Here is a 25,091-nt window from a genome sequence, read left to right on the forward strand (position 1 = left end):
CACGACTCAGTACCCGAATTTCTTGACGACCATAGAGCATTGGAACCACCTGATCCCATCCCGAACTCAGCAGTGAAACGATGCATCGCCGATGGTAGTGTGGGGTTTCCCCATGTGAGAGTAGGTCATCGTCAAGATTAAATTCCAAAACCCCAATTGCGAAAGCAGTTGGGGTTTTGTTTTGGGCGCTCGAAAATCTGGTGGGGCGTCGATCATGACTGATATCCAGCCTTTCTATGCAATGACCCTGCGCATGGCTATCATGCGTGCCTCATTCTGAGGCGATATGTGCATGCTGACGTTGTTGAAACTTCTGAAAGATGGTCGCTTTCATTCTGGAGAAGCGCTTGGTGCCGCCCTAGGCGTCAGTCGCAGTGCCGTGTGGAAGCAGCTTCAGCATCTTGAGGCAGAACTGAATCTCCCCATTCATAAGATTCGGGGGCGAGGATATAGATTGGCTGCGCCATTGATGTTTTTGAATGCGCAGGAAATTTCCCAGAGGGCGGCTTCCCTGGCTTGGCCTGTTCACATTTTCGACTCCATTGACTCCACTAATGCTGAGGCTTTACGTCTTGTCGATGCGGGCAGTGCGGCTCCTTTTATTGTGTTAGCGGAGCAGCAGACGGCTGGTAGGGGGCGACGAGGCCGCAAATGGGTCAGTCCATTTGCGCAAAACATTTACTACAGCCTTGTATTGCGTGTTGAGGGCGGCCTGCGGCAACTGGAAGGGCTGAGTCTGGTGGTGGGGCTGGCAGTCCTGCAGGCTCTGCGTGAGTCGGGCGTGGAGGGCGCAGCTTTGAAGTGGCCAAACGACGTCCTGGTTGGGCACAAGAAAATCTCAGGCATCTTGCTTGAGTTGGTGGGAGATCCCGCAGATATCTGTCACGTTGTGCTAGGGATAGGTATCAATGTGAATATGCAGAAAGCTGTAGAGGTTGATCAGCAGTGGACCTCGATGCAGCTCGAGACGGGCTCTTCTGTTGATCGCAATCACCTGGTGGCGCGACTGGGCTTGCAACTGCAAGCCTACCTGGACCGACACAAGGCTGCGGGTTTTGCTGGGCTGCAAGCAGAATGGGAGCAGCATCACGCGTGGCAAGGGAAGTGTGTGTCGCTTATCGCGGGCGTCAATCAGATTGATGGGGTTGTGCTCGGTGTGGATTGTCAGGGTGCGTTGCGTTTGGATGTCGGTGGCGTTGAGAAAATATACAGCGGTGGTGAGCTAAGCCTGAGGTTGCGTGATGATTCTTGAGCTCGACTGTGGAAATAGCTTTATCAAGTGGCGTGTTCTTGAGTCGAGTGATGCAAGTGTCCGCGCCGAAGGCATCGCAGGTTCGGATATTGCGCTGATCGACAGTTTGGTGGCTTTGCCTGGTCTATTGCTCACGCGTTGTCGGTTGGTGAGTGTTCGCGCGCTTGAGGAGACCGATAAGTTGATAGCAGCGTTGGTAGGGGCATTTGGCGTTGCTGTTTCCTGTGCCACCTCTGCTCGAGAAATGAGCGGAGTACGCAACGGCTACGAAGACTTCCAGCGCCTAGGAATGGATCGATGGCTGGCCATGCTAGGCGCGTTCAAGTTGGCGTCAGGTGCATGTCTGGTACTCGATTTTGGTACGGCGGCGACCGCAGATTTTATCGGTCCGGACGGTGAGCACCTGGGGGGGTTTATTTGCCCGGGTATGCCGCTTATGCGTAATCAACTGCGAACCCATACTCGCAAGATACGTTATGACGACGCGGCCGCTGAGCGGGCGCTGGAGCGTCTCTCTCCAGGTCGCACGACCGTAGAGGCCGTCGAGCGTGGTTGTACGCTCATGCTTAGAGGTTTCGTGCTGACTCAGCTCGAGTTGGCGCGAGGCTATTGGGGGGAGGATTTCACGGTCTTCCTCACTGGAGGCGATGCCGACCTGGTCAGGGATGCTGCGCCTCAGGCTCGGCTGGTCCCGGACCTGGTGTTTGTTGGTTTGGCGATGGCGTGTCCTTTGTCTTGAGGTGATTATGCGCTGGCTGTTTTTACTTTTACTGGTTCTCAATGTTTTTTATTACGTCTGGCATCAGCAAGAGGCGCCATTGCGGGCCAAGGATGTCACGCCCTTGAATTTCCATCGAGGAGCGCAGCAAGATATTCGCCTCTTGAGTGAGTCGGCAGATGCGGTGGCTCGGCGTGATCGAGCGAGGTCGGCGGAGGCGCAGAATACCTGCTTGTACATCGGTGGGTTCTCCGATCGACGCCAAGCCTCCTCTCTTGAGCAGAGGCTCACGAGCCTGGATATAAAGGTCACGGTCCAGTTGCTGAATGCGCAGAGCGCCTCGGGTTATTGGTTGCGTGTGGCTCCTGAGAGCCGTCGCCTGGCTGACGATCTGCCCTTTGAAAGCCTTGCTAATGAATTCAATGAGTTAAAACATAAAATAATGCTGTGCGAAGGCATTGCAACTCTCGAATAGTTTGCATAGAATGGCGCCCGCTTCGCAGTGAAGACCTTTAAGGGCTACAGTGCAAAGCTACCGTCAATGCAGCTAACCTCATAATTTAAATGAGAAAATGCTTGACAGAAGGTCGGCGTGATGTAAAATGCCGGCTCGCTTAGGAGGGGTTCCCGAGCGGCCAAAGGGATCAGACTGTAAATCTGACGTCTACGACTTCGAAGGTTCGAATCCTTCCCCCTCCACCATTTTTAGCGTGAGCTGCAAGCTCCGCGGGTATAGTTTAGTGGTAGAACCTCAGCCTTCCAAGCTGATGATGCGGGTTCGATTCCCGCTACCCGCTCCAAGTTTGCAGGTTGTGCAAGGTGTTTCGCTCTTGTAGCTCAGTTGGTAGAGCACACCCTTGGTAAGGGTGAGGTCAGCGGTTCAAATCCGCTCAAGAGCTCCATATGACAAGGCAGATATGAAAATATCTGCCTTTGTTTTAACAGCTGCCTCGGCTTGAATGTTGTTCGATGTTTCAGGTCTTGTGGGGTTGGTTGTTGTAAAGTCTTTTTCAGGCCTGCATAATGGTCGGCCTGATTTTGTTTTAGGTCAGTAGCTCAATTGGCAGAGCGACGGTCTCCAAAACCGTAGGTTGGGGGTTCGATTCCCTCCTGACCTGCCAGATTCACGTGGTGTGTCTGGCTTTCTTTTCACAGGATCTTCATAGATGACTCCTAAGGCTGAAGCTCAAAGCTCTCGTTTCGATCTGGTAAAGTGGCTCGCTGTAGTCGCCTTGGTGGTCGTAGGCGTTGTTGGCAATCAGTACTATTCTGCTTCGCCGATCCTGTACCGTGTACTCGCTTTGCTTGCCCTCGCTGCTGTAGCTGCCTTTGTAGGCCTGCAGACTGCCAAAGGCAAGTCCTTCGCGGTACTGGTTAAGGAAGCTCGCACCGAAATCCGTAAAGTCGTTTGGCCGACTCGCCAAGAAACCACTCAGACCACATTGATTGTCGTGGCTGTTGTTCTGGTTATGGCGTTGCTGTTGTGGGGGCTTGATTCCCTGCTCGGCTGGCTTGTTTCCTTGATTGTTGGCTAAGGGTGTCCCGTGGCTAAGCGTTGGTACGTTGTGCATGCTTACTCGGGTTACGAGAAGCATGTTATGCGCTCTTTGCTGGAGCGCGTAAAGCTGGCAGGCATGGAAGATGGCTTCGGCGAAATTCTGGTTCCCACTGAAGAAGTGGTTGAAATGCGGAATGGGCAGAAGCGCAAAAGCGAACGCAAGTTCTTCCCTGGCTACGTGCTGGTACAAATGGACATGAACGAAGGTACTTGGCACTTGGTCAAGGATACCCCTCGCGTCATGGGCTTCATTGGCGGTACTGCCGACAAGCCTGCTCCGATCACCGACAAAGAGGCGGAAGCAATTCTGCGTCGTGTTGCTGACGGTAGCGACAAGCCCAAGCCGAAGACATTGTTCGAGCCGGGTGAGGTTGTTCGCGTTACAGACGGTCCGTTCGCTGATTTTAACGGTACGGTCGAAGAAGTTAACTACGAAAAGAGCCGGATCCAAGTGGCAGTGCTCATTTTCGGTCGCTCTACCCCGGTAGAGTTGGAGTTCAGCCAGGTCGAAAAGGTCTAGCTGGGCAAGCATCCCAACCCCGCAGCCTAGGCTGTGGGGTTTTGTCGTCACTGGGATAAACGCGCAAGTAACCGGGGAGCCTTTCGAGGCGTTTGAACCCGTAATTGGAGTGCCTCATGGCCAAGAAGATTACCGCTTACATCAAGCTGCAAGTGAAGGCCGCTCAGGCCAACCCTAGCCCACCCGTCGGTCCAGCTCTGGGTCAGCACGGCGTGAACATCATGGAATTCTGCAAGGCCTTCAACGCCCGTACTCAGGGTCTTGAGCCAGGTCTGCCGACTCCAGTGATCATCACTGTATACAGCGACCGTAGCTTCACCTTCGAAACCAAGTCGACCCCGGCTTCGGTTTTGCTGAAGAAAGCTGCCGGTCTGACCAGCGGTTCCGCTCGTCCTAACACCGTTAAGGTTGGCACTGTAACCCGTGCTCAGCTGGAAGAAATCGCGAAAACCAAAAACGCGGATCTGACTGCAGCTGATATGGATGCAGCCGTGCGTACCATCGCCGGTTCTGCTCGTAGCATGGGCCTTAACGTGGAGGGTGTGTAATGGCTAAGCTGACCAAGCGCCAAAAGGCTATCGCCGGCAAAATCGAAGCGGGCAAGTCCTACAACTTCGTAGACGCTGCTGCCCTGCTGACCGAGCTGTCGACTGTCAAGTTCAGCGAGTCTGTTGACGTTGCTGTGAACCTGGGCGTTGACCCACGTAAATCCGACCAGGTCGTTCGTAGCGCTACTGTGCTGCCACACGGTACTGGCAAGACTGTACGTGTTGCCGTCTTCACCCAAGGCCCAGCTGCTGAAGCTGCTCTGGCCGCTGGTGCTGATCGCGTTGGCATGGATGACCTGGCTGCCGAAATGAAAGGCGGCGACCTGAACTATGACGTCGTAATTGCTTCCCCGGATGCAATGCGCGTTGTAGGTCAGTTGGGTCAGATCCTCGGTCCACGTGGCCTGATGCCTAACCCTAAAGTCGGCACCGTAACTCCAGACGTAGCTACCGCGGTTAAAAACGCCAAGGCTGGTCAGGTTCGTTATCGCACCGACAAAAACGGCATCATTCACACCTCCATTGGCAAAGTCGGCTTCGATGCCGTCAAGCTGAAGGAAAACGTTGAAGCCCTGATCGCTGATCTGAAGCGTATCAAGCCTGCTTCTTCGAAAGGTATCTACGTCAAGCGCGTTACCCTGAGCACCACTATGGGCCCAGGCCTGGTCATCGACCAAGGCTCGCTGGACGTATAAGACATAAATTGGCGCAAGTAATTGCGCCAATTGAAAGATTGGGGTCCCTGCCTGGCGGGGGCTATCCAAGACCGTAGGCGACGCAAGTCTTAAACCAACAAGCCTACGCAGATGGTGCTCCCGGTTCCTTACCGAATCAGACACCAAAACGACATCAGGCCTAGGCCAGATGAAACGGTAACAAGCAGGAGTTAAACCCGTGGCAATTAATCTCGAAGACAAGAAGGCCATCGTCGCTGAAGTCAACGAGGCTGCCAAAGCTGCTCTGTCCGCTGTCGTGGCTGATGCCCGTGGTGTGACAGTAGGCGCTATGACCGGACTCCGTAAAGAGGCTCGTGAAGCTGGCGTATACGTACGTGTTGTACGTAACACCCTGCTCAAGCGCGCCGTTGCTGACACTGAATACAGTGTTCTCAACGACGTGTTCACCGGCCCGACTCTGATCGCGTTCTCTAAAGATCATCCAGGCGCTGCTGCCCGTTTGTTCAAAGAATTCGCCAAGAGTCAGGATAAGTTCGAGATCAAGGCAGCTGCGTTCGAGGGCAAGTTCCTCGCAGCTAACCAAATCGACGTACTGGCAACACTGCCGACCCGCGACGAAGCCATTTCGCAGCTGATGAGCGTGATTCAAGGCGCTACCAGCAAGCTGGCTCGTACTCTGGCTGCAGTTCGCGAGCAAAAAGAAGCTGCCGCAGCCTAAGGCTGAGCAACCTCTCTCGCGTATTTTTGTTTATTTCGATGGCCGCGTAGGCCGTCCCCCAATTCAGGAAATACAGCAATGTCTATCTCCCAAGACGATATCCTCAACGCCGTAGCTGAAATGTCGGTTCTGCAGGTTGTTGAGCTGATCAAAGCTTTCGAAGAAAAATTCGGCGTTTCCGCTGCCGCTGCTTCCGCCGGTCCAGCTGCTGCTGCTGCCGTTGTTGAAGAGCAAACCGAATTCAACGTCATGCTGACCGAAGCTGGCGAGAAGAAAGTAAACGTGATCAAGGCAGTACGTGAACTGACCGGTCTGGGCTTGAAAGAAGCCAAGGCTGTAGTTGACGGCGCTCCTGCCATGGTTCTGGAAGCTGTTACTAAAGACGCAGCTGACAAAGCCAAAGCTACTCTGGAAGAAGCAGGCGCTAAAGTCGAGCTGAAGTAAGCATCGACCTTGCGTCTCCAGCCCAAGCGTTAAGCTGAAGGCTGATGGCTGGTGGCTCTTGCCACCGGCCTTTTTCCGTTCTTGGCTGTCGACTCGGTCGCCGCCATTAACGCGCTGTAGCCACCCGAAGCGGTGGTGCAAACCATGGGGTTTGCAAGATTTTCTGGCTGCTCCCGTCGGAGGGGCCAAACAAGCAGGTGACCAAGCTGGGGAACGCTGATGGCTTACTCATATACTGAGAAAAAACGTATCCGCAAGGACTTTAGCAAGTTGCCGGACGTCATGGATGTCCCGTACCTTCTGGCTATCCAGCTGGATTCGTATCGTGAATTCTTGCAGGCGGGAGCGACCAAAGATCAGTTCCGCGACGTGGGCCTGCATGCGGCCTTCAAATCCGTTTTCCCGATCATCAGCTACTCCGGCAATGCTGCGCTGGAGTACGTCGGTTATCGCCTGGGCGAACCGGCATTTGATGTCAAAGAATGCGTGTTACGTGGCGTTACGTACGCCGTACCTTTGCGGGTAAAAGTCCGTTTGATCATTTTCGACAAAGAATCGTCGAACAAAGCGATCAAGGACATCAAAGAGCAAGAAGTCTACATGGGCGAAATCCCATTGATGACCGAGAACGGTACCTTCGTAATCAACGGTACCGAGCGTGTAATCGTTTCCCAGCTGCACCGTTCCCCGGGCGTGTTCTTCGACCACGACCGCGGCAAGACGCACAGCTCCGGCAAACTCCTGTACTCCGCGCGGATCATTCCGTACCGCGGTTCGTGGTTGGACTTCGAGTTCGACCCGAAAGACTGCGTGTTCGTACGTATCGACCGTCGTCGCAAGCTGCCGGCCTCGGTACTGCTGCGCGCACTCGGCTATACCACTGAGCAAGTGCTGGACGCTTTTTATACCACCAACGTATTCAGCCTGAAGGATGAAACCCTCAAGCTGGAGCTGATCGCTTCGCGTCTGCGTGGTGAAATTGCCGTCCTGGACATCCAGGATGAAAAAGGCAAGGTCATCGTTGAGGCTGGCCGTCGTATCACTGCGCGCCACATCAACCAGATCGAAAAAGCCGGTATCAAAGAGCTGGAAGTGCCTCTGGACTACGTTCTGGGTCGCACTACCGCCAAGGTCATCGTTCACCCGGCTACAGGCGAAATCCTGGCTGAGTGCAACACCGAGCTGAACACCGAGATCCTGGCCAAAATCGCCAAGGCCCAGGTTGTTCGCATCGAGACCCTGTACACCAACGATATCGACTGCGGTCCGTTCATCTCCGACACACTGAAGATCGACTCCACCAGCAACCAATTGGAAGCGCTGGTCGAAATCTATCGCATGATGCGTCCTGGTGAGCCGCCAACCAAAGACGCTGCCGAAACCCTGTTCAACAACCTGTTCTTCAGCCCTGAGCGTTATGACCTGTCTGCGGTCGGCCGGATGAAGTTCAACCGTCGTATCGGTCGTACCGAGATCGAAGGTTCGGGCGTGCTGTGCAAGGAAGACATCGTCGCGGTATTGAAGACTTTGGTCGACATCCGTAACGGCAAAGGCATCGTCGATGACATCGACCACCTGGGTAACCGTCGTGTTCGCTGCGTAGGCGAAATGGCCGAGAACCAGTTCCGCGTTGGCCTGGTGCGTGTTGAGCGTGCGGTCAAAGAGCGTCTGTCGATGGCTGAAAGCGAAGGCCTGATGCCGCAAGACCTGATCAACGCCAAGCCAGTGGCTGCGGCGGTGAAAGAGTTCTTCGGTTCCAGCCAGCTTTCGCAGTTCATGGACCAGAACAACCCGCTCTCCGAGATCACCCACAAGCGCCGTGTTTCTGCACTGGGCCCGGGCGGTCTGACCCGTGAGCGTGCTGGCTTTGAAGTCCGTGACGTACACCCGACGCATTACGGTCGTGTATGCCCGATCGAAACGCCGGAAGGTCCGAACATCGGTCTGATCAACTCCCTGGCTGCCTATGCGCGCACCAACCAGTACGGCTTCCTCGAAAGCCCATACCGTGTGGTGAAAGACGCCCTGGTCACCGACGAGATCGTATTCCTGTCCGCCATCGAAGAAGCTGATCACGTGATCGCTCAGGCTTCGGCCACGATGAACGACAAGAAAGTCCTGGTCGACGAGCTGGTAGCTGTTCGTCACTTGAACGAGTTCACCGTCAAGGCGCCGGAAGACGTCACCTTGATGGACGTTTCTCCGAAGCAGGTAGTTTCGGTTGCAGCGTCGCTGATCCCGTTCCTGGAACACGATGACGCCAACCGTGCGTTGATGGGTTCCAACATGCAGCGTCAAGCTGTACCGACCCTGCGTGCTGACAAGCCGCTGGTAGGTACCGGCATGGAGCGCAACGTAGCACGTGACTCCGGCGTTTGCGTCGTGGCTCGTCGTGGCGGCGTGATCGACTCCGTTGATGCCAGCCGTATCGTGGTTCGTGTTGCCGATGACGAAGTAGAAACTGGCGAAGCCGGTGTCGACATCTACAACCTGACCAAATACACCCGCTCGAACCAGAACACCTGCATCAACCAGCGTCCGCTGGTGAGCAAGGGTGATCGCGTTCAGCGTAGCGACATCATGGCCGACGGCCCGTCCACCGACATGGGTGAACTGGCTCTGGGTCAGAACATGCGCATCGCGTTCATGGCATGGAACGGCTTCAACTTCGAAGACTCCATCTGCCTGTCCGAGCGTGTGGTTCAAGAAGACCGCTTCACCACGATCCACATCCAGGAACTGACCTGTGTGGCGCGTGATACCAAGCTTGGGCCTGAGGAAATCACTGCAGACATCCCGAACGTGGGTGAAGCTGCACTGAACAAGCTGGACGAAGCCGGTATCGTTTATGTAGGTGCTGAAGTTGGCGCTGGCGACATCCTGGTCGGTAAGGTCACTCCGAAAGGCGAGACCCAACTGACGCCGGAAGAGAAGCTGCTGCGTGCCATCTTCGGTGAAAAAGCCAGCGACGTTAAAGACACCTCCCTGCGTGTACCTACCGGTACCAAGGGTACGGTCATCGACGTACAGGTCTTCACCCGTGACGGCGTTGAGCGTGATGCTCGTGCACTGTCCATCGAGAAGACTCAGCTCGACGAGATCCGCAAGGACCTGAACGAAGAGTTCCGTATCGTTGAAGGCGCGACCTTCGAACGTCTGCGTTCCGCTCTGGTAGGCCACAAGGCTGAAGGCGGCGCAGGCCTGAAGAAAGGTCAGGACATCACCGACGAAATCCTCGACGGTCTTGAGCACGGGCAGTGGTTCAAACTGCGCATGGCTGAAGATGCTCTGAACGAGCAGCTCGAGAAGGCCCAGGCCTATATCGTTGATCGCCGCCGTCTGCTGGACGATAAGTTCGAAGACAAGAAGCGCAAACTGCAGCAGGGCGATGACCTGGCTCCAGGCGTGCTGAAAATCGTCAAGGTTTACCTGGCAATCCGTCGCCGCATCCAACCGGGTGACAAGATGGCCGGTCGTCACGGTAACAAGGGTGTGGTCTCTGTGATCATGCCGGTTGAAGACATGCCGCACGATGCCAATGGCACCCCGGTTGACGTCGTCCTCAACCCGTTGGGCGTACCTTCGCGTATGAACGTTGGTCAGATCCTTGAAACCCACCTGGGCCTCGCGGCCAAAGGTCTGGGCGAGAAGATCAACCGCATGATCGAAGAGCAGCGCAAAGTCGCAGACCTGCGTAAGTTCCTGCACGAGATCTACAACGAGATCGGCGGTCGCAACGAAGAGCTGGACACCTTCTCCGACCAGGAAATCCTGGATCTGGCGAAGAACCTGCGCGGCGGCGTTCCAATGGCTACCCCGGTGTTCGACGGTGCCAAGGAAAGCGAAATCAAGGCCATGCTCAAACTGGCAGACCTGCCAGAAAGCGGCCAGATGCAGCTGTTCGACGGCCGTACCGGCAACAAGTTCGAGCGCCCGGTTACTGTTGGCTACATGTACATGCTGAAGCTGAACCACTTGGTAGACGACAAGATGCACGCTCGTTCTACCGGTTCGTACAGCCTGGTTACCCAGCAGCCGCTGGGTGGTAAGGCTCAGTTCGGTGGTCAGCGTTTCGGGGAGATGGAGGTCTGGGCACTGGAAGCATACGGTGCTGCATACACTCTGCAAGAAATGCTCACAGTGAAGTCGGACGATGTGAACGGTCGTACCAAGATGTACAAAAACATCGTGGACGGCGATCACCGTATGGAGCCGGGCATGCCCGAGTCCTTCAACGTGTTGATCAAAGAAATTCGTTCCCTCGGCATCGATATCGATCTGGAAACCGAATAACACGTGACGCGAATCGAGAGCGGGGCTGTTTAGCCCGCTCTCTGCTCCGCCAGGAGGAAAGGCCTTGAAAGACCTACTGAATTTGCTGAAAAACCAGGGTCAAGTCGAAGAGTTCGACGCCATCCGTATTGGGTTGGCATCGCCTGAGATGATCCGTTCGTGGTCGTTCGGTGAAGTTAAAAAGCCGGAAACCATCAACTACCGTACGTTCAAACCTGAGCGTGACGGCCTGTTCTGCGCCAAGATCTTTGGCCCGGTAAAGGATTACGAGTGCCTGTGCGGTAAGTACAAGCGCTTGAAGCACCGTGGTGTGATCTGCGAGAAGTGCGGCGTTGAAGTTGCGCTGGCCAAGGTTCGTCGTGAGCGCATGGCGCACATCGAACTGGCTTCGCCGGTTGCCCACATCTGGTTCCTGAAATCGCTGCCGTCCCGTATCGGCTTGCTGATGGACATGACCCTGCGTGATATCGAACGTGTTCTCTACTTCGAGAGCTATGTCGTTATCGATCCAGGCATGACCACCCTTGAAAAAGGTCAGCTGCTGAACGACGAGCAGTACTTCGAAGCGCTTGAAGAGTTCGGCGACGATTTCGATGCCCGCATGGGTGCCGAAGCTGTCCGTGAGCTGCTGCACGCTATCGACCTGGAGCACGAGATTGGTCGTCTGCGTGAAGAGATTCCGCAAACCAACTCCGAAACCAAGATCAAGAAGCTGTCCAAGCGTCTGAAGTTGATGGAAGCCTTCCAGGGTTCCGGCAACTTGCCAGAGTGGATGGTGCTGACCGTTCTGCCGGTTCTGCCGCCAGACCTGCGTCCGCTGGTACCGTTGGACGGTGGTCGTTTCGCGACGTCCGACCTCAACGACCTGTACCGCCGCGTGATCAACCGTAACAACCGCTTGAAGCGCCTGCTTGATCTGTCCGCTCCGGACATCATCGTGCGCAACGAAAAGCGTATGTTGCAAGAAGCGGTCGATGCCCTGCTCGACAACGGTCGTCGTGGCCGCGCTATCACCGGTTCGAACAAGCGTCCTCTGAAATCCTTGGCTGACATGATCAAGGGTAAGCAAGGCCGTTTCCGTCAGAACTTGCTCGGTAAGCGTGTTGACTACTCCGGTCGTTCGGTAATTACCGTAGGCCCGACCCTGCGTCTGCACCAGTGCGGTCTGCCTAAGAAGATGGCACTCGAGCTGTTCAAGCCGTTCATCTTCGGCAAGCTTGAAATGCGCGGTCTTGCGACCACCATCAAAGCGGCCAAGAAAATGGTCGAGCGCGAACTGCCAGAGGTTTGGGACGTTCTCGCTGAAGTGATCCGCGAACACCCGGTTCTCCTCAACCGTGCACCGACCCTTCACCGTCTGGGTATCCAGGCGTTTGAACCTGTACTGATCGAAGGTAAGGCTATCCAGCTGCACCCTCTGGTCTGTGCTGCGTACAACGCCGACTTCGACGGCGACCAAATGGCCGTGCACGTACCGCTGACACTGGAAGCCCAGTTGGAAGCGCGTGCGTTGATGATGTCGACCAACAACATCCTGTCGCCAGCCAACGGTGAGCCAATCATCGTTCCGTCGCAGGACGTTGTATTGGGTCTGTACTACATGACTCGTGAAGCGATCAACGCCAAAGGCGAAGGTCGTGTGTTCGCTGACCTGCAAGAAGTTGACCGTGTGTTCCGTGCTGGCGAAGCCGCACTGCACGCCAAGGTCAAGGTGCGGATCCACGAAACCGTCAACGACCGTGACGGCGGCAGCGTGAGCAACACCCGTATCGTCGACACTACTGTCGGCCGTGCGCTGTTGTATCAGGTTGTGCCAAAAGGCCTGTCGTACGACGTCGTCAACCTGCCGATGAAGAAAAAGGCGATCTCCAAGCTGATCAACCAGTGCTACCGCGTGGTTGGTTTGAAAGAGACCGTTATCTTCGCTGACCAGTTGATGTACACAGGTTTCGCTTACTCGACTATCTCCGGCGTTTCCATCGGTGTTAACGACTTCGTTATCCCGGATGAAAAAGCTCGCATCATCAGTGCTGCCACTGACGAAGTGAAAGAGATCGAGAGCCAGTACGCCTCCGGCCTGGTAACCCAGGGCGAGAAGTACAACAAAGTGATCGACCTTTGGTCCAAGGCCAACGACGAAGTGTCCAAGGCGATGATGGCCAACCTCTCGAAAGAGAAAGTCATCGACCGTCACGGCGACGAAGTTGACCAAGAGTCCTTCAACTCGATGTACATGATGGCCGACTCGGGCGCACGGGGTTCTGCTGCGCAGATCCGTCAGCTCGCCGGTATGCGTGGCCTGATGGCCAAGCCGGACGGTTCCATCATCGAAACGCCGATCACTGCGAACTTCCGTGAAGGTTTGAGCGTACTTCAGTACTTCATCTCCACTCACGGTGCTCGTAAGGGTCTTGCGGATACCGCGTTGAAAACCGCTAACTCCGGTTACCTGACTCGTCGTCTGGTAGACGTTGCACAAGATCTGGTTGTAACCGAGATCGATTGCGGCACCGAGCACGGCCTGCTGATGACGCCGCACATTGAAGGCGGTGACGTTGTAGAGCCGCTGGGTGAGCGCGTATTGGGTCGTGTTATTGCCCGTGACGTATTCAAGCCAGGTACCGAGGAAGTTATCGTTCCTGCCGGCACCCTGGTTGACGAGAAGTGGGTCGAGTTCATCGAACTCAACAGCATCGACGAAGTGATCGTTCGCTCGCCGATCAGTTGCGAAACCCGCTACGGCATCTGCGCCAAGTGCTATGGCCGTGACTTGGCTCGTGGTCACCAGGTGAACATCGGTGAAGCGGTCGGCGTTATCGCTGCCCAGTCCATCGGTGAGCCGGGTACCCAGCTCACCATGCGTACGTTCCACATCGGTGGTGCGGCAAGCCGGACCTCCGCAGCCGACAGCGTTCAGGTGAAGAATGGCGGTACCGTCCGCCTGCATAACCTCAAGCACGTTGAGCGAGTGGATGGTCACCTGGTTGCTGTGTCCCGTTCCGGTGAGCTGGCCATCGCTGATGACTACGGTCGTGAGCGTGAGCGTTACAAGCTGCCGTACGGTGCTGTGATTTCGGTTAAAGAAGGTGACAAGGTCGACGCTGGCGCAATCGTGGCCAAGTGGGATCCGCACACTCACCCAATCGTTACCGAAATGAAAGGTACCGTGACCTACGTGGGCATGGAAGAAGGCATCACGATCAAGCGTCAGACTGACGAATTGACCGGTATGACCAACATTGAAGTACTCGACGCCAAAGATCGTCCAGCTGCTGGTAAGGACATCCGTCCTGCCGTGAAGATGGTCGATGACAACGGCAAGGATCTGTTGCTGCCAGGCACTGACGTAATCGCTCAGTACTTCCTGCCAGCCAACGCCCTGGTCGGTGTAGCGGATGGTGCGAAGATCGCGATCGGTGATGTTATCGCGCGTATCCCGCAAGAAACTTCGAAGACCCGTGACATCACCGGTGGTCTGCCGCGTGTTGCCGACTTGTTCGAAGCTCGTCGTCCGAAAGAAGCGTCGATTCTGGCTGAAGTCAGCGGCACCATCGCGTTCGGTAAAGAAACCAAAGGCAAGCGCCGTCTGGTTATTACCCCGAACGACGGTAGCGATCCGTATGAAGAGCTGATTCCGAAGTGGCGTCACCTGAACGTGTTCGAAGGCGAACAGGTAAACCGCGGCGAAGTTATCTCCGACGGTCCGAGCGATCCACACGACATCCTGCGTCTGCTGGGTGTGAGTGCGCTGGCCAAGTACATCGTTAACGAGATCCAGGACGTTTACCGTCTGCAAGGCGTGAAGATCAACGACAAGCACATCGAGACCATCCTGCGTCAGATGCTGCGTAAAGTTGAAATCGCTGAATCCGGCGATTCCAGTTTCATCAAGGGCGACCAGATGGAACTGACTCACGTACTGGTAGAAAACGAGCGCCTGGCGAACGAAGAGAAGTTTGTCTCCAAGTTCACTCGCGTGCTGCTGGGTATCACCAAGGCGTCGTTGTCCACTGAGTCGTTCATCTCGGCGGCCTCCTTCCAAGAGACCACTCGCGTACTGACCGAAGCAGCGGTAACCGGCAAGCGCGATTACCTGCGCGGCCTGAAAGAAAACGTAGTCGTGGGTCGTCTGATCCCGGCAGGTACCGGTTTGGCTTACCACAGCGAGCGTAAGCGTCGCCGTGATGCTGACAAGCCGCTGCGCGTAAGCGCCAGTGAAGTGGAAGCTGCACTGACCGAAGCGCTGAACTCAAGCGGTAACTGAGTTCTGCGATAGATGAGTCTGGGCCCTGGCACTCCCGTTCGTCGGATCGAGGCATTTTTGCCCCGGTTCGACGCGAGGGGAGGTCGGGGCCTTGCCTTGACTGGGGACAAGATCCTCTTTAGACTCTTGTACCCCTAAATTTGGCGGGAATTCGTTCCTGCCATTTTGCTTTTCTTGCAAGACAATAGCGTCGCAAGACAACAGTGGAGCTAGTAGATGGCAACTATCAACCAGCTGGTACGTCAGCCGCGTAAGCGTATCGTCGAGAAATCCGACGTACCTGCGCTGCAGAACTGCCCGCAACGTCGTGGCGTATGCACCCGTGTGTATACCACCACGCCGAAAAAACCTAACTCGGCACTGCGTAAAGTATGCCGTGTGCGTCTGACCAACGGTTTCGAGGTTTCCTCGTACATCGGCGGTGAAGGCCACAACCTGCAAGAGCACAGCGTGGTACTGATCCGCGGCGGTCGTGTAAAAGACTTGCCAGGTGTTCGTTATCACACCGTACGCGGTTCCTTGGATACTTCCGGCGTTAAAGGTCGTAACCAGGGTCGTTCGAAGTACGGTACCAAGAAGCCTAAGTAGTAGCGGCTTTTTGTAAACCTGAATCATCTTATTTTCTGAGTCGATAAGAGTAAGGTCGGAGGCGTCCCGAAAGGGCACCGATTCCGAGCGAACCTGAAGACCGTTTGAGGGCTTATCCATGCCAAGAAGACGCGTAGCAGCCAAGCGCGAAGTGCTTGACGATCCAAAATACGGAAGCCAAATCCTGGCCAAGTTCATGAACCACGTGATGGAAAGCGGCAAGAAAGCCGTTGCCGAGCGTATCGTTTATGGCGCGCTGGAAAAGGTTAAAGAACGCAAGAACAGCGACCCCCTGGAAATCTTCGAGAAAGCTCTCGACGCCATCGCTCCGCTGGTCGAAGTGAAGTCGCGCCGTGTAGGCGGTGCTACTTACCAGGTTCCGGTTGAAGTTCGCCCGTCCCGTCGTAACGCTCTGGCAATGCGCTGGTTGGTAGACTTCGCCCGTAAGCGCGGCGAGAAGTCTATGGCTCTGCGTTTGGCCGGCGAACTGTTGGACGCTGCTGAAGGTAAAGGTGCTGCTGTTAAGAAGCGTGAAGACGTGCACCGTATGGCTGAAGCCAACAAAGCTTTCTCGCACTACCGCTTCTAATTTTAGCTTCACTAATTTTGCGAGGGCTTTATGGCTCGTACTACTCCGATTAGCCGCTACCGTAACATCGGTATCGTCGCTCACGTGGATGCTGGTAAAACCACCACCACCGAGCGCGTACTGTTTTACACCGGCAAAAGTCACAAAATGGGCGAGGTGCATGACGGCGCCGCGACCACAGACTGGATGGTTCAGGAGCAGGAGCGTGGTATTACCATTACTTCTGCTGCTATTACCGCCTTCTGGAAAGGTTCCGAGAAGCAGTACAAAGACGAGCATCGCTTCAACGTAATCGATACCCCGGGCCACGTAGACTTCACCATTGAAGTTGAGCGTTCCCTGCGCGTACTCGACGGCGCTGTCGTTGTGTTCTGCGGCACCTCGGGTGTTGAGCCTCAGTCGGAAACCGTATGGCGTCAAGCCAACAAGTACGGTGTTCCACGTCTTGTTTATGTAAACAAGATGGACCGTGCTGGTGCCAACTTCCTGCGCGTGATCGGTCAGATCAAGCAGCGTCTGGGTCACACTCCGGTGCCTATCCAGTTGGCTATCGGTTCCGAAGACAACTTCCAGGGTCAGATCGATCTGATCAACATGGAAGCTGTTTACTGGAATGATTCCGACAAGGGTATGGTTCCTGTTCGTAAGCCTATCCCTGAAGAACTTCAGGAACTGGCTGACGAGTGGCGCAACAACATGGTTGAGGCTGCTGCCGAAGCCAGCGAAGAGCTGATGAACAAATACCTCGAAGGTGAAGAGCTCACCAACGTGGAAATCAAGGCCGCTCTGCGTCAGCGTACTATCGCTGGTGAGATCGTCTTGGCTGTTTGCGGTTCCTCGTTCAAGAACAAGGGTGTTCCCCTGGTTCTCGACGCCGTTATCGACTACCTGCCTGCTCCAACTGACATTCCTGCTATCAAGGGTTCCAACCCTGATAACGAGGAAGAAGAAATGGAGCGTCACGCCGATGACAACGAGCCGTTCTCGGCTCTGGCGTTCAAGATCGCTACCGACCCATTCGTGGGTACTTTGACCTTCGTCCGCGTTTACTCGGGCGTGTTGGCCTCCGGCGACGGCGTGATCAACTCGGTTAAAGGCAAGAAAGAGCGCGTGGGTCGTATGGTGCAAATGCACGCAAACGCCCGTGAAGAGATCAAGGAAGTACGCGCTGGTGACATCGCGGCCCTGATCGGCATGAAGGACGTCACCACTGGTGAGACTTTGTGCGACGCTGCCAAGCCAATCATCCTGGTTCGCATGGACTTCCCGGAGCCGGTTATTTCGGTTGCCGTAGAGCCTAAGACCAAGGATGACCAGGAAAAAATGGGTATCGCTCTGGGCAAGCTTGCTCAGGAAGATCCATCTTTCCGCGTCAAGACTGATGAAGAGACTGGTCAAACGATCATCTCCGGCATGGGCGAGCTGCACTTGGACATCCTGGTTGACCGGATGCGCCGTGAGTTCAACGTCGAAGCCAACATCGGTAAGCCTCAGGTTTCCTATCGTGAGCGCATCACGAAGAACTGTGAAATCGAAGGCAAGTTCGTTCGTCAATCCGGCGGTCGTGGTCAGTTCGGTCACTGCTGGATCCGTTTTGCTCCTGCTGACGAAGGTCAGGAAGGTCTGCAATTCGTGAACGAAGTAGTAGGTGGTGTTGTTCCTAAGGAATACATCCCTGCTATCCAGAAGGGTATCGAAGAGCAGATGAAGAACGGTGTTGTTGCCGGCTATCCGCTGATCGGCCTGAAAGCAACCGTTTTTGACGGTTCTTACCACGACGTCGACTCCAACGAGATGGCGTTTAAGGTGGCTGCTTCCATGGCAACCAAGCAACTGGCCCAGAAGGGCGGTGGTGAGTTGCTTGAGCCAATCATGGCGGTAGAAGTTGTTACACCTGAAGACTATATGGGTGATGTCATGGGCGACCTTAACCGTCGTCGCGGCATGATCTTGGGTATGGAAGACACGGTTTCCGGCAAAGTGATTCGCGCCGAGGTTCCGTTGGGTGAGATGTTCGGTTATGCGACCGACGTTCGCTCCATGTCCCAGGGTCGCGCAAGCTACTCTATGGAATTCAAAAAATACAACACAGCTCCGGCGCACATCGCTGAAACTGTATCCAAAAAACAAGGCTGATTCAGTCCTTTAGGCAAGGAGTTAATTGTCGTGGCTAAAGAAAAATTTGATCGTTCCCTACCGCACGTAAACGTTGGCACCATCGGCCACGTTGACCACGGTAAAACCACTCTGACCGCTGCTCTGACTCGCGTCTGCTCCGAAGTTTTCGGTTCGGCTCGTGTTGACTTCGACAAGATCGACAGCGCACCAGAAGAAAAAGCTCGTGGTATCACCATCAACACCGCGCACGTTGAGTACAACTCGACTATTCGTCACTACGCTCACGTTGACTGCCCAGGTCACGCTGACTACGTGAAGAACATGATCACTGGTGCTGCCCAGATGGACGGCGCTATCCTGGTTTGCTCGGCCGCTGATGGTCCGATGCCACAAACCCGTGAGCACATCCTGCTGTCCCGCCAGGTTGGCGTTCCGTACATCGTGGTTTTCCTGAACAAGGCTGACCTGGTAGACGACGCTGAGCTGCTGGAACTGGTTGAGATGGAAGTGCGCGATCTGCTGAGCACTTACGACTTCCCGGGCGACGACACTCCGATCATCATCGGTTCTGCTCGTATGGCTCTGGAAGGCAACGACGAAAACGAAATGGGCACCACTGCCGTTCGTAAACTGGTTGAAACTCTGGACAGCTACATCCCAGAACCAGTTCGTCTGACCGACAAGCCGTTCCTGATGCCAATCGAAGACGTATTCTCGATCTCCGGTCGCGGTACTGTTGTGACTGGTCGTATCGAGCGCGGTATCGTTCGCGTTCAGGATCCACTGGAAATCGTTGGTCTGCGTGACACTACTGTCACCACCTGCACCGGTGTTGAAATGTTCCGCAAACTGCTCGACGAAGGTCGTGCTGGCGAGAACTGCGGCGTTCTGCTGCGTGGTACCAAGCGTGACGACGTTGAGCGTGGCCAGGTTCTGGTTAAGCCGGGTTCGGTCAAGCCGCACACCAAGTTCACCGCAGAAGTTTACGTTCTGAGCAAAGAAGAAGGCGGCCGTCATACTCCGTTCTTCAAAGGCTACCGTCCACAGTTCTACTTCCGTACTACTGACGTGACCGGTAACTGCGAATTGCCAGAAGGCGTTGAAATGGTAATGCCAGGCGATAACATTCAAATGACTGTTACCCTGATCAAAACCATCGCAATGGAAGACGGTCTGCGCTTCGCTATCCGTGAAGGCGGCCGTACCGTTGGTGCTGGCGTTGTAGCTAAAATCATCGAGTAATCTCTCTTTTGAGTGAGCTCTGATGTTTTGAAAAGGCCCCCGCTTAGCGGGGGCCTTTTTTATTGGGTTGACACCTATCTAGGGCGTCTATAGAATTGCGCCTCCTTTTAACGGGCGTATTGCGCCCGGTGGGAATAGCAGCCGGAGTCTGAAATCCAATGCAAAATCAGCAAATCCGTATCAGGTTGAAGGCTTTTGACCATCGCCTGATCGACCAATCCACCCAGGAAATCGTGGAAACCGCGAAACGTACTGGTGCTCAAGTGCGTGGTCCAATTCCACTGCCTACCCGTAAAGAGCGGTTCACCGTTCTGGTCTCCCCGCACGTCAACAAAGACGCGCGTGACCAGTACGAGATCCGTACTCATAAGCGCGTACTGGACATCGTCCAGCCAACGGATAAAACCGTTGATGCACTTATGAAGCTCGATCTGGCGGCCGGTGTGGAAGTACAGATCAGCCTCGGCTAAGACTTGGGTCTTAGTCGTGTAACGCTCTGAAATGGGCGGCCATAGCGGGTGAAAGCCCCGTACACTCATGAGGTTTACAACATGACTATTGGTGTAGTCGGTCGTAAATGCGGTATGACCCGTATTTTCACCGAAGAAGGTGTCTCCATTCCGGTCACGGTCATTGAGATCGAACCGAATCGCGTCACCCAGTTCAAAACTGAAGAAACCGATGGCTATCGTGCAGTGCAAGTCACTGTCGGCGAGCGTCGTGCTTCGCGCGTGACTGCTGCTCAAGCAGGTCACTTCGCTAAAGCAAACGTTGCAGCTGGTCGTACTGTCATGGAGTTCCGTCTTGAAGACGGCGACTACCAGGCTGGCGATCTGATCAACGCTGAAATCTTCGCCGCTGGTCAACTGGTTGATGTAACCGGTCAGTCCAAGGGTAAAGGCTTCCAGGGTACGATCAAGCGTTGGAATTTCCGTGGTCAAGACAACACTCACGGTAACTCCGTTTCCCACCGCGTCCCGGGCTCTATTGGCCAGTGCCAGACTCCTGGTCGTGTATTCAAGGGCAAAAAAATGTCCGGTCATATGGGCGCTGAGCGCGTGACCGTGCAGTCCCTCGAAGTAGTGCGCGTCGACGCTGAACGCAATCTGTTGTTGGTCAAGGGTGCTGTTCCTGGCGCTACTGGCGGCAACCTGGTTGTACGTCCAGCGGCCAAGGCTCGCGGTTAAGGGGAAGCTGACATGCAATTAAATGTAAATGACGCTCAAGCGATCGAAGTTTCCGAACTGACATTTGGCGGCGAATTCAACGAGACGCTCGTTCACCAAGCAGTCGTGGCCTACATGGCCGGCGGCCGTCAAGGTAGCAAGCAGCAAAAGACCCGTTCCGACGTACGTGGTGGCGGTAAGCGCCCTTGGCGTCAGAAAGGCACTGGCCGTGCTCGTGCCGGTACTATCCGTAGCCCAATCTGGCGTGGCGGCGGTACCACTTTCGCAGCTCGTCCACAGGATCACTCTCAGAAGCTCAACAAGAAGATGTACCGCGCAGCACTGCGCTCCATCCTTGCTGAACTCGTGCGTACTGATCGTCTGGTCGTGGTTCAGGACTTCGCTGTTGAAAGTCCAAAAACCAAAGATCTGCTGGGCAAACTGAACAACATGAGCCTGACCGACGTTTTGATCGTGTCCGAAGCTGTTGATCAGAACCTGTACCTGGCTGCTCGCAACCTGCCACACGTTGATGTACGTGACGTGCAAGGTTCCGATCCAGTTAGTCTGATCGCATACGACAAGGTGTTGATCACCGTGTCGGCCGTGAAGAAATTCGAGGAGCTGCTGGGATGAACCAGGAACGCGTATTTAAAGTTCTGCTTGGCCCGCACGTTTCCGAAAAGGCTACGGTTTTGGCTGACAAGAAAGGCCAGTTCGTTTTCAAGGTTGCAACTGACGCAACCAAGCTGGAAATCAAGAAGGCCGTCGAAAGCCTGTTCAGCGTGAAAGTAGAGCGTGTTACTACCCTGAATGTTCTGGGTAAGAGCAAGCGCACTGCTCGCGGTCTGGGCAAGCGTAATGACTGGAAGAAGGCAGTTATCTCCCTTCAGCCAGGCCAAGATCTCGATTTCAGCAGCAGTGCTGAGTAAGGAAGGGGTGCATCATGGCAATCGTTAAATGCAAACCGACTTCCCCTGGCCGCCGTTTTGTGGTCAAGGTGGTCAACCAGGAGCTGCATAAAGGCGCTCCTCACGCACCGCTGCTCGAGAAAAAATCGAAGTCTGGTGGTCGTAACAACAATGGTCGTATTACCACTCGTCACATCGGTGGTGGCCATAAGCAGCATTATCGTCTGGTCGACTTCCGTCGCAACGACAAAGATGGCATCGCTGCCACTGTCGAGCGTATCGAATACGATCCAAACCGTACTGCTCACATCGCTCTGCTGCTGTACGCAGATGGCGAGCGTCGCTACATCATCGCCCCTAAAGGCGTGAGTGCTGGCGACCAGCTGATCGCAGGTGCTCTGGCACCGATCAAGCCGGGCAACGCTCTGCAACTGCGTAACATTCCAGTTGGTAGCACCGTACACGGCATCGAATTGAAGCCAGGTAAAGGCGCACAGATCGCTCGTTCCGCTGGTGCTTCGGCTCAGTTGATCGCTCGTGAAGGTGTCTACGTGACCCTGCGTCTGCGTTCTGGTGAGATGCGTAAAGTACTGGCTGAATGCCGTGCGACCCTGGGCGAAGTCTCGAACTCCGAGCACAGCCTGCGTTCGTTGGGTAAAGCTGGTGCCAAACGCTGGCGTGGCGTTCGCCCAACCGTTCGTGGTGTTGCCATGAACCCGGTTGACCACCCACACGGTGGTGGTGAAGGTCGTACCTCTGGTGGTCGTCATCCGGTATCGCCATGGGGCTTCCCGACTAAGGGCGCGAAGACTCGTGGTAATAAGCGTACCGACAAAATGATCGTCCGTCGTCGCAAGTAAATAGAGGGATACGACAGTGCCACGTTCTCTGAAAAAAGGTCCTTTTATTGATCTTCACCTACTGAAGAAGATCGAAGTGGCGGCGGAAAAGAACGATCGCAAACCAGTTAAGACCTGGTCGCGTCGTTCGATGATCCTGCCACAAATGGTCGGTCTGACCATCGCAGTACACAACGGTCGTCAACACGTCCCAGTTCTCGTTAACGAAGACATGGTCGGCCACAAACTGGGCGAGTTCGCCGGTACCCGCACTTATCGTGGGCACGTGGCAGACAAGAAAGCCAAGCGTTAAGGGGTTAGGAAATGGAAGTAGCCGCTAAGTTGTCGGGCGCTCGAATCTCCGCCCAGAAAGCCCGCTTGGTCGCCGACCAGATCCGCGGGAAGAAGGTGGGCGAAGCGCTCAACCTGTTGGCTTTCAGCAGTAAGAAAGCCGCCGAGATCATGAAGAAAGTGCTGGAGTCGGCCGTAGCCAACGCCGAGCATAACGAAGGCGCAGACGTTGATGACCTGAAGGTCAGCACCGTTTTCGTCAACGAAGGGCGTTCGCTGAAGCGCATCATGCCACGTGCCAAAGGCCGTGCTGATCGCATCGTCAAGCGGTCTTGCCATATCACTGTCAAGGTTGCTGACAAGTAACGGAGTCGAAGAGATGGGTCAGAAAGTACATCCCATTGGCATTCGCCTGGGAATCGTCAAGGAGCACACCTCCGTCTGGTACGCAGACGGTCGGACTTATGCGGACTACTTGTTCGCTGATCTGAAGGTGCGTGAGTATCTCCAAGACAAACTAAAAAGCGCGTCCGTAAGCCGTATCGATATCCATCGTCCGGCCCAAACTGCACGTATCACCATCCACACCGCTCGTCCAGGTATCGTTATCGGGAAGAAAGGTGAAGATGTTGAGAAACTGCGTCAGGACCTGACCAAGCAAATGGGTGTGCCTGTGCACATCAATATCGAAGAGATCCGCAAGCCGGAGCTCGACGGTATGCTGGTTGCGCAGAGCGTAGCTCAGCAGCTGGAGCGTCGCGTAATGTTCCGTCGCGCTATGAAGCGCGCCGTACAGAACGCCATGCGCATTGGTGCCAAAGGCATCAAAATCCAAGTGAGCGGTCGTCTCGGCGGTGCTGAAATCGCACGTACTGAATGGTATCGCGAAGGTCGTGTGCCACTGCACACCCTGCGTGCCGACATCGACTATGCCAACTACGAAGCTCACACCACTTACGGTGTGATCGGTGTAAAGGTTTGGATCTTCAAAGGCGAAGTAATTGGTGGTCGCCAAGAAGAACTGAAACCACAAGCACCAGCGCCTCGTAAAAAAGCTGCTAAGTAAGGGGTACGCCAAATGTTGCAACCTAAGCGTACGAAGTTCCGCAAGCAGATGACAGGCCACAACCGTGGTCTGGCTCAGCGCGGTAGCAAAGTCAGCTTCGGCGAGTTCGCGCTGAAGTCTGTAGCTCGTGGTCGTCTCACCGCTCGTCAGATCGAGTCAGCGCGTCGTGCTCTGACCCGTCACGTAAAACGTGGCGGCAAGATCTGGATCCGTGTATTCCCGGACAAGCCGATCTCCAAAAAACCTCTCGAGGTTCGGATGGGTAAAGGTAAGGGTAACGTGGAATACTGGGTAGCCCAGATTCAGCCAGGCAAAGTCCTGTATGAAATCGAGGGTGTTTCTGAAGAGCTGGCGCGTGAGGCTTTCGCCCTGGCTGCTGCAAAGCTGCCGCTCGCCACCTCCTTTGTTAAACGGACGGTGATGTGATGAAAGCGAATGAACTTCGTGAAAAATCCGCACAGCAGCTGAACGAGCAACTGCTCGGCCTGCTGCGCGACCAGTTCAATCTGCGTATGCAGAAAGCAACTGGCCAGTTGGGGCAGTCTCATCTGCTCTCGCAAGTTAAGCGTGACATCGCTCGCGTGAAGACTGTGCTCAACCAGCAGGCAGGTAAGTGATCATGGCTGAAGCCGAAAAGACTGTCCGTACGCTGACTGGCCGTGTTGTCAGCGACAAGATGGACAAAACCATCACCGTTTTGATCGAGCGTCGCGTTAAGCACCCGATCTACGGTAAATATGTTAAGCGTTCGACTAAGCTGCACGCGCACGACGAAACCAATCAGTGCCACATCGGCGACAAAGTCACTATTCGTGAAACTCGTCCGATGGCCAAGACCAAGTCTTGGGCACTGGTTGATGTTCTCGAACGCGCTGTGGAAGTCTAAGGACTAGGGGTCGGAGAAATTATATGATTCAGACTCAATCCATGCTCGATGTGGCCGATAACAGCGGCGCTCGCCGTGTTATGTGCATCAAGGTGCTGGGTGGCTCCCATCGTCGTTACGCTGGTATCGGTGACATCATCAAAGTTACCGTGAAGGAAGCAATTCCTCGCGGTAAGGTGAAAAAAGGCCAAGTGATGACTGCTGTTGTAGTCCGCACTCGTCACGGCGTACGTCGTGCTGATGGCTCCATTATCCGCTTTGATGGCAACGCTGCTGTTCTTCTGAACAACAAGCAAGAGCCGATCGGCACCCGTATCTTTGGGCCAGTGACCCGTGAACTTCGTACTGAGAAGTTCATGAAGATCGTCTCGCTCGCCCCAGAAGTGCTGTAAGGAGATCCGAC

At 55.0% G+C, this 25,091-nt stretch carries 27 protein-coding genes, 4 tRNA genes and 1 rRNA gene; all 32 read left to right on the top strand.

Going from position 1 to position 25,091, the window contains the following annotated elements; translation table 11 throughout:
- The first annotated feature begins 21 nt into the window (after positions 1-21).
- The 32 genes from rrf (at position 22) to rplN (ending at position 25,080) form a co-directional block, all read left to right on the top strand.
- Positions 22-137 (top strand): 5S ribosomal RNA (gene rrf / locus BT204_RS21255).
- Between the two features lie 155 nt (positions 138-292).
- Positions 293-1,252 (top strand): bifunctional biotin--[acetyl-CoA-carboxylase] ligase/biotin operon repressor BirA, encoded by a 960-nt coding sequence (birA, locus tag BT204_RS21260; protein WP_057975596.1) that lies wholly within the window; start codon positions 293-295, stop codon positions 1,250-1,252.
- Entirely contained in the window at positions 1,242-1,991 is a 750-nt protein-coding gene (locus BT204_RS21265; protein ID WP_054896954.1) for a pantothenate kinase, read from the top strand. Before birA ends, BT204_RS21265 begins: the two co-directional genes overlap by 11 nt.
- 7 nt (positions 1,992-1,998) lie before the next feature.
- Positions 1,999-2,445, top strand: coding sequence for a hypothetical protein (locus BT204_RS21270; RefSeq protein ID WP_057975595.1), 447 nt, complete (start codon positions 1,999-2,001; stop codon positions 2,443-2,445).
- Between the two features lie 142 nt (positions 2,446-2,587).
- Positions 2,588-2,672: transfer RNA gene (locus BT204_RS21275), tRNA-Tyr, on the top strand.
- A 24-nt stretch (positions 2,673-2,696) separates the two neighbouring features.
- Positions 2,697-2,770, top strand: a tRNA-Gly gene (locus BT204_RS21280).
- 26 nt (positions 2,771-2,796) lie between these two features.
- Positions 2,797-2,872 (top strand) — tRNA-Thr (locus tag BT204_RS21285).
- 143 nt (positions 2,873-3,015) lie between these two features.
- Positions 3,016-3,091, top strand: a tRNA-Trp gene (locus tag BT204_RS21290).
- A 45-nt stretch (positions 3,092-3,136) separates the two neighbouring features.
- The gene (gene secE, locus BT204_RS21295) at positions 3,137-3,505 is read left to right on the top strand and encodes a preprotein translocase subunit SecE (RefSeq protein ID WP_003194658.1); all 369 of its coding nucleotides are present in this window, start codon (positions 3,137-3,139) and stop codon (positions 3,503-3,505) included.
- Between the two features lie 9 nt (positions 3,506-3,514).
- Complete coding sequence (gene nusG, locus BT204_RS21300; protein ID WP_003176436.1) at positions 3,515-4,048, top strand: transcription termination/antitermination protein NusG; 534 nt, start codon at positions 3,515-3,517, stop codon at positions 4,046-4,048.
- A gap of 116 nt (positions 4,049-4,164) precedes the next feature.
- A complete protein-coding gene (rplK, locus tag BT204_RS21305; RefSeq protein WP_003176435.1) occupies positions 4,165-4,596 on the top strand; it encodes a 50S ribosomal protein L11 in 432 nt (143 codons plus the stop codon).
- Positions 4,596-5,291: a 50S ribosomal protein L1 gene (gene rplA / locus BT204_RS21310; protein WP_072448200.1), complete on the top strand. Its 696-nt coding sequence runs from the start codon at positions 4,596-4,598 to the stop codon at positions 5,289-5,291. The genes rplK and rplA overlap by 1 nt, the downstream gene beginning before the upstream one ends.
- A 199-nt stretch (positions 5,292-5,490) precedes the next feature.
- Positions 5,491-5,991 (top strand): 50S ribosomal protein L10, encoded by a 501-nt coding sequence (rplJ, locus tag BT204_RS21315; protein WP_003232405.1) that lies wholly within the window; start codon positions 5,491-5,493, stop codon positions 5,989-5,991.
- Between the two features lie 78 nt (positions 5,992-6,069).
- Positions 6,070-6,435: a 50S ribosomal protein L7/L12 gene (gene rplL, locus BT204_RS21320; RefSeq protein ID WP_020302454.1), complete on the top strand. Its 366-nt coding sequence runs from the start codon at positions 6,070-6,072 to the stop codon at positions 6,433-6,435.
- A 219-nt stretch (positions 6,436-6,654) separates the two neighbouring features.
- Complete coding sequence (gene rpoB / locus BT204_RS21325; RefSeq protein WP_010206926.1) at positions 6,655-10,728, top strand: DNA-directed RNA polymerase subunit beta; 4,074 nt, start codon at positions 6,655-6,657, stop codon at positions 10,726-10,728.
- Between the two features lie 64 nt (positions 10,729-10,792).
- Complete coding sequence (gene rpoC, locus BT204_RS21330) at positions 10,793-14,992, top strand: DNA-directed RNA polymerase subunit beta' (protein WP_003194653.1); 4,200 nt, start codon at positions 10,793-10,795, stop codon at positions 14,990-14,992.
- Positions 14,993-15,208: 216 nt separating this feature from the next.
- Complete coding sequence (rpsL, locus tag BT204_RS21335) at positions 15,209-15,580, top strand: 30S ribosomal protein S12 (protein WP_002555494.1); 372 nt, start codon at positions 15,209-15,211, stop codon at positions 15,578-15,580.
- Positions 15,581-15,698: 118 nt separating this feature from the next.
- Entirely contained in the window at positions 15,699-16,169 is a 471-nt protein-coding gene (gene rpsG / locus BT204_RS21340; RefSeq protein ID WP_002555493.1) for a 30S ribosomal protein S7, read from the top strand.
- Between the two features lie 30 nt (positions 16,170-16,199).
- A complete protein-coding gene (fusA, locus tag BT204_RS21345) occupies positions 16,200-18,305 on the top strand; it encodes an elongation factor G (protein WP_003194651.1) in 2,106 nt (701 codons plus the stop codon).
- 30 nt (positions 18,306-18,335) lie between these two features.
- Positions 18,336-19,529: an elongation factor Tu gene (tuf, locus tag BT204_RS21350; RefSeq protein WP_005791980.1), complete on the top strand. Its 1,194-nt coding sequence runs from the start codon at positions 18,336-18,338 to the stop codon at positions 19,527-19,529.
- Positions 19,530-19,687: 158 nt separating this feature from the next.
- On the top strand, positions 19,688-19,999 hold the full coding sequence (gene rpsJ, locus BT204_RS21355; RefSeq protein ID WP_003186070.1) for a 30S ribosomal protein S10: 312 nt from the start codon (positions 19,688-19,690) through the stop codon (positions 19,997-19,999).
- A gap of 81 nt (positions 20,000-20,080) precedes the next feature.
- Positions 20,081-20,716 carry a 50S ribosomal protein L3 gene (gene rplC / locus BT204_RS21360; RefSeq protein WP_003194649.1) on the top strand — a complete coding sequence of 212 codons (636 nt, stop codon included), beginning with the start codon at positions 20,081-20,083 and terminating at the stop codon, positions 20,714-20,716.
- Between the two features lie 12 nt (positions 20,717-20,728).
- Complete coding sequence (rplD, locus tag BT204_RS21365; protein WP_003176424.1) at positions 20,729-21,331, top strand: 50S ribosomal protein L4; 603 nt, start codon at positions 20,729-20,731, stop codon at positions 21,329-21,331.
- Positions 21,328-21,627 carry a 50S ribosomal protein L23 gene (gene rplW, locus BT204_RS21370; protein ID WP_002555488.1) on the top strand — a complete coding sequence of 100 codons (300 nt, stop codon included), beginning with the start codon at positions 21,328-21,330 and terminating at the stop codon, positions 21,625-21,627. The genes rplD and rplW overlap by 4 nt, the downstream gene beginning before the upstream one ends.
- Before the next feature lie 14 nt (positions 21,628-21,641).
- A complete protein-coding gene (gene rplB, locus BT204_RS21375; protein WP_003186055.1) occupies positions 21,642-22,466 on the top strand; it encodes a 50S ribosomal protein L2 in 825 nt (274 codons plus the stop codon).
- Between the two features lie 16 nt (positions 22,467-22,482).
- Positions 22,483-22,758 carry a 30S ribosomal protein S19 gene (gene rpsS, locus BT204_RS21380; RefSeq protein WP_002555486.1) on the top strand — a complete coding sequence of 92 codons (276 nt, stop codon included), beginning with the start codon at positions 22,483-22,485 and terminating at the stop codon, positions 22,756-22,758.
- An 11-nt stretch (positions 22,759-22,769) separates the two neighbouring features.
- Positions 22,770-23,102: a 50S ribosomal protein L22 gene (gene rplV / locus BT204_RS21385; RefSeq protein ID WP_003103908.1), complete on the top strand. Its 333-nt coding sequence runs from the start codon at positions 22,770-22,772 to the stop codon at positions 23,100-23,102.
- Between the two features lie 13 nt (positions 23,103-23,115).
- The gene (gene rpsC / locus BT204_RS21390; RefSeq protein ID WP_003176422.1) at positions 23,116-23,802 is read left to right on the top strand and encodes a 30S ribosomal protein S3; all 687 of its coding nucleotides are present in this window, start codon (positions 23,116-23,118) and stop codon (positions 23,800-23,802) included.
- A 12-nt stretch (positions 23,803-23,814) separates the two neighbouring features.
- Positions 23,815-24,228 (top strand): 50S ribosomal protein L16, encoded by a 414-nt coding sequence (rplP, locus tag BT204_RS21395; protein ID WP_003176421.1) that lies wholly within the window; start codon positions 23,815-23,817, stop codon positions 24,226-24,228.
- Positions 24,228-24,419: a 50S ribosomal protein L29 gene (gene rpmC / locus BT204_RS21400; protein ID WP_002555481.1), complete on the top strand. Its 192-nt coding sequence runs from the start codon at positions 24,228-24,230 to the stop codon at positions 24,417-24,419. The genes rplP and rpmC overlap by 1 nt, the downstream gene beginning before the upstream one ends.
- A 2-nt stretch (positions 24,420-24,421) precedes the next feature.
- Entirely contained in the window at positions 24,422-24,688 is a 267-nt protein-coding gene (gene rpsQ / locus BT204_RS21405) for a 30S ribosomal protein S17 (protein WP_003194644.1), read from the top strand.
- 23 nt (positions 24,689-24,711) lie between these two features.
- Complete coding sequence (gene rplN, locus BT204_RS21410) at positions 24,712-25,080, top strand: 50S ribosomal protein L14 (RefSeq protein ID WP_002555479.1); 369 nt, start codon at positions 24,712-24,714, stop codon at positions 25,078-25,080.
- The last annotated feature ends 11 nt before the right edge of the window (positions 25,081-25,091 follow it).

Origin of the sequence: Pseudomonas sp. NFPP02, assembly GCF_900119355.1 — a bacterium.
Lineage (GTDB): Bacteria > Pseudomonadota > Gammaproteobacteria > Pseudomonadales > Pseudomonadaceae > Aquipseudomonas > Aquipseudomonas paracarnis.

Excerpts from the sequence above, each read along its gene's own strand:
- birA (WP_057975596.1), top strand. The coding sequence starts at position 293 with ATGCTGACGTTGTTGAAACTTCTGAAAGATGGTCGCTTTCATTCTGGA.
- BT204_RS21265 (WP_054896954.1), top strand. The coding sequence starts at position 1,242 with ATGATTCTTGAGCTCGACTGTGGAAATAGCTTTATCAAGTGGCGTGTT.
- BT204_RS21270 (WP_057975595.1), top strand. The coding sequence starts at position 1,999 with ATGCGCTGGCTGTTTTTACTTTTACTGGTTCTCAATGTTTTTTATTAC.
- secE (WP_003194658.1), top strand. The coding sequence starts at position 3,137 with ATGACTCCTAAGGCTGAAGCTCAAAGCTCTCGTTTCGATCTGGTAAAG.
- rplK (WP_003176435.1), top strand. The coding sequence starts at position 4,165 with ATGGCCAAGAAGATTACCGCTTACATCAAGCTGCAAGTGAAGGCCGCT.
- rplA (WP_072448200.1), top strand. The coding sequence starts at position 4,596 with ATGGCTAAGCTGACCAAGCGCCAAAAGGCTATCGCCGGCAAAATCGAA.
- rplL (WP_020302454.1), top strand. The coding sequence starts at position 6,070 with ATGTCTATCTCCCAAGACGATATCCTCAACGCCGTAGCTGAAATGTCG.
- rpoB (WP_010206926.1), top strand. The coding sequence starts at position 6,655 with ATGGCTTACTCATATACTGAGAAAAAACGTATCCGCAAGGACTTTAGC.
- rpsL (WP_002555494.1), top strand. The coding sequence starts at position 15,209 with ATGGCAACTATCAACCAGCTGGTACGTCAGCCGCGTAAGCGTATCGTC.
- rpsG (WP_002555493.1), top strand. The coding sequence starts at position 15,699 with ATGCCAAGAAGACGCGTAGCAGCCAAGCGCGAAGTGCTTGACGATCCA.
- fusA (WP_003194651.1), top strand. The coding sequence starts at position 16,200 with ATGGCTCGTACTACTCCGATTAGCCGCTACCGTAACATCGGTATCGTC.
- rpsJ (WP_003186070.1), top strand. The coding sequence starts at position 19,688 with ATGCAAAATCAGCAAATCCGTATCAGGTTGAAGGCTTTTGACCATCGC.
- rplC (WP_003194649.1), top strand. The coding sequence starts at position 20,081 with ATGACTATTGGTGTAGTCGGTCGTAAATGCGGTATGACCCGTATTTTC.
- rplD (WP_003176424.1), top strand. The coding sequence starts at position 20,729 with ATGCAATTAAATGTAAATGACGCTCAAGCGATCGAAGTTTCCGAACTG.
- rplW (WP_002555488.1), top strand. The coding sequence starts at position 21,328 with ATGAACCAGGAACGCGTATTTAAAGTTCTGCTTGGCCCGCACGTTTCC.
- rplB (WP_003186055.1), top strand. The coding sequence starts at position 21,642 with ATGGCAATCGTTAAATGCAAACCGACTTCCCCTGGCCGCCGTTTTGTG.
- rplV (WP_003103908.1), top strand. The coding sequence starts at position 22,770 with ATGGAAGTAGCCGCTAAGTTGTCGGGCGCTCGAATCTCCGCCCAGAAA.
- rpsC (WP_003176422.1), top strand. The coding sequence starts at position 23,116 with ATGGGTCAGAAAGTACATCCCATTGGCATTCGCCTGGGAATCGTCAAG.
- rplP (WP_003176421.1), top strand. The coding sequence starts at position 23,815 with ATGTTGCAACCTAAGCGTACGAAGTTCCGCAAGCAGATGACAGGCCAC.
- rpmC (WP_002555481.1), top strand. The coding sequence starts at position 24,228 with ATGAAAGCGAATGAACTTCGTGAAAAATCCGCACAGCAGCTGAACGAG.
- rpsQ (WP_003194644.1), top strand. The coding sequence starts at position 24,422 with ATGGCTGAAGCCGAAAAGACTGTCCGTACGCTGACTGGCCGTGTTGTC.
- rplN (WP_002555479.1), top strand. The coding sequence starts at position 24,712 with ATGATTCAGACTCAATCCATGCTCGATGTGGCCGATAACAGCGGCGCT.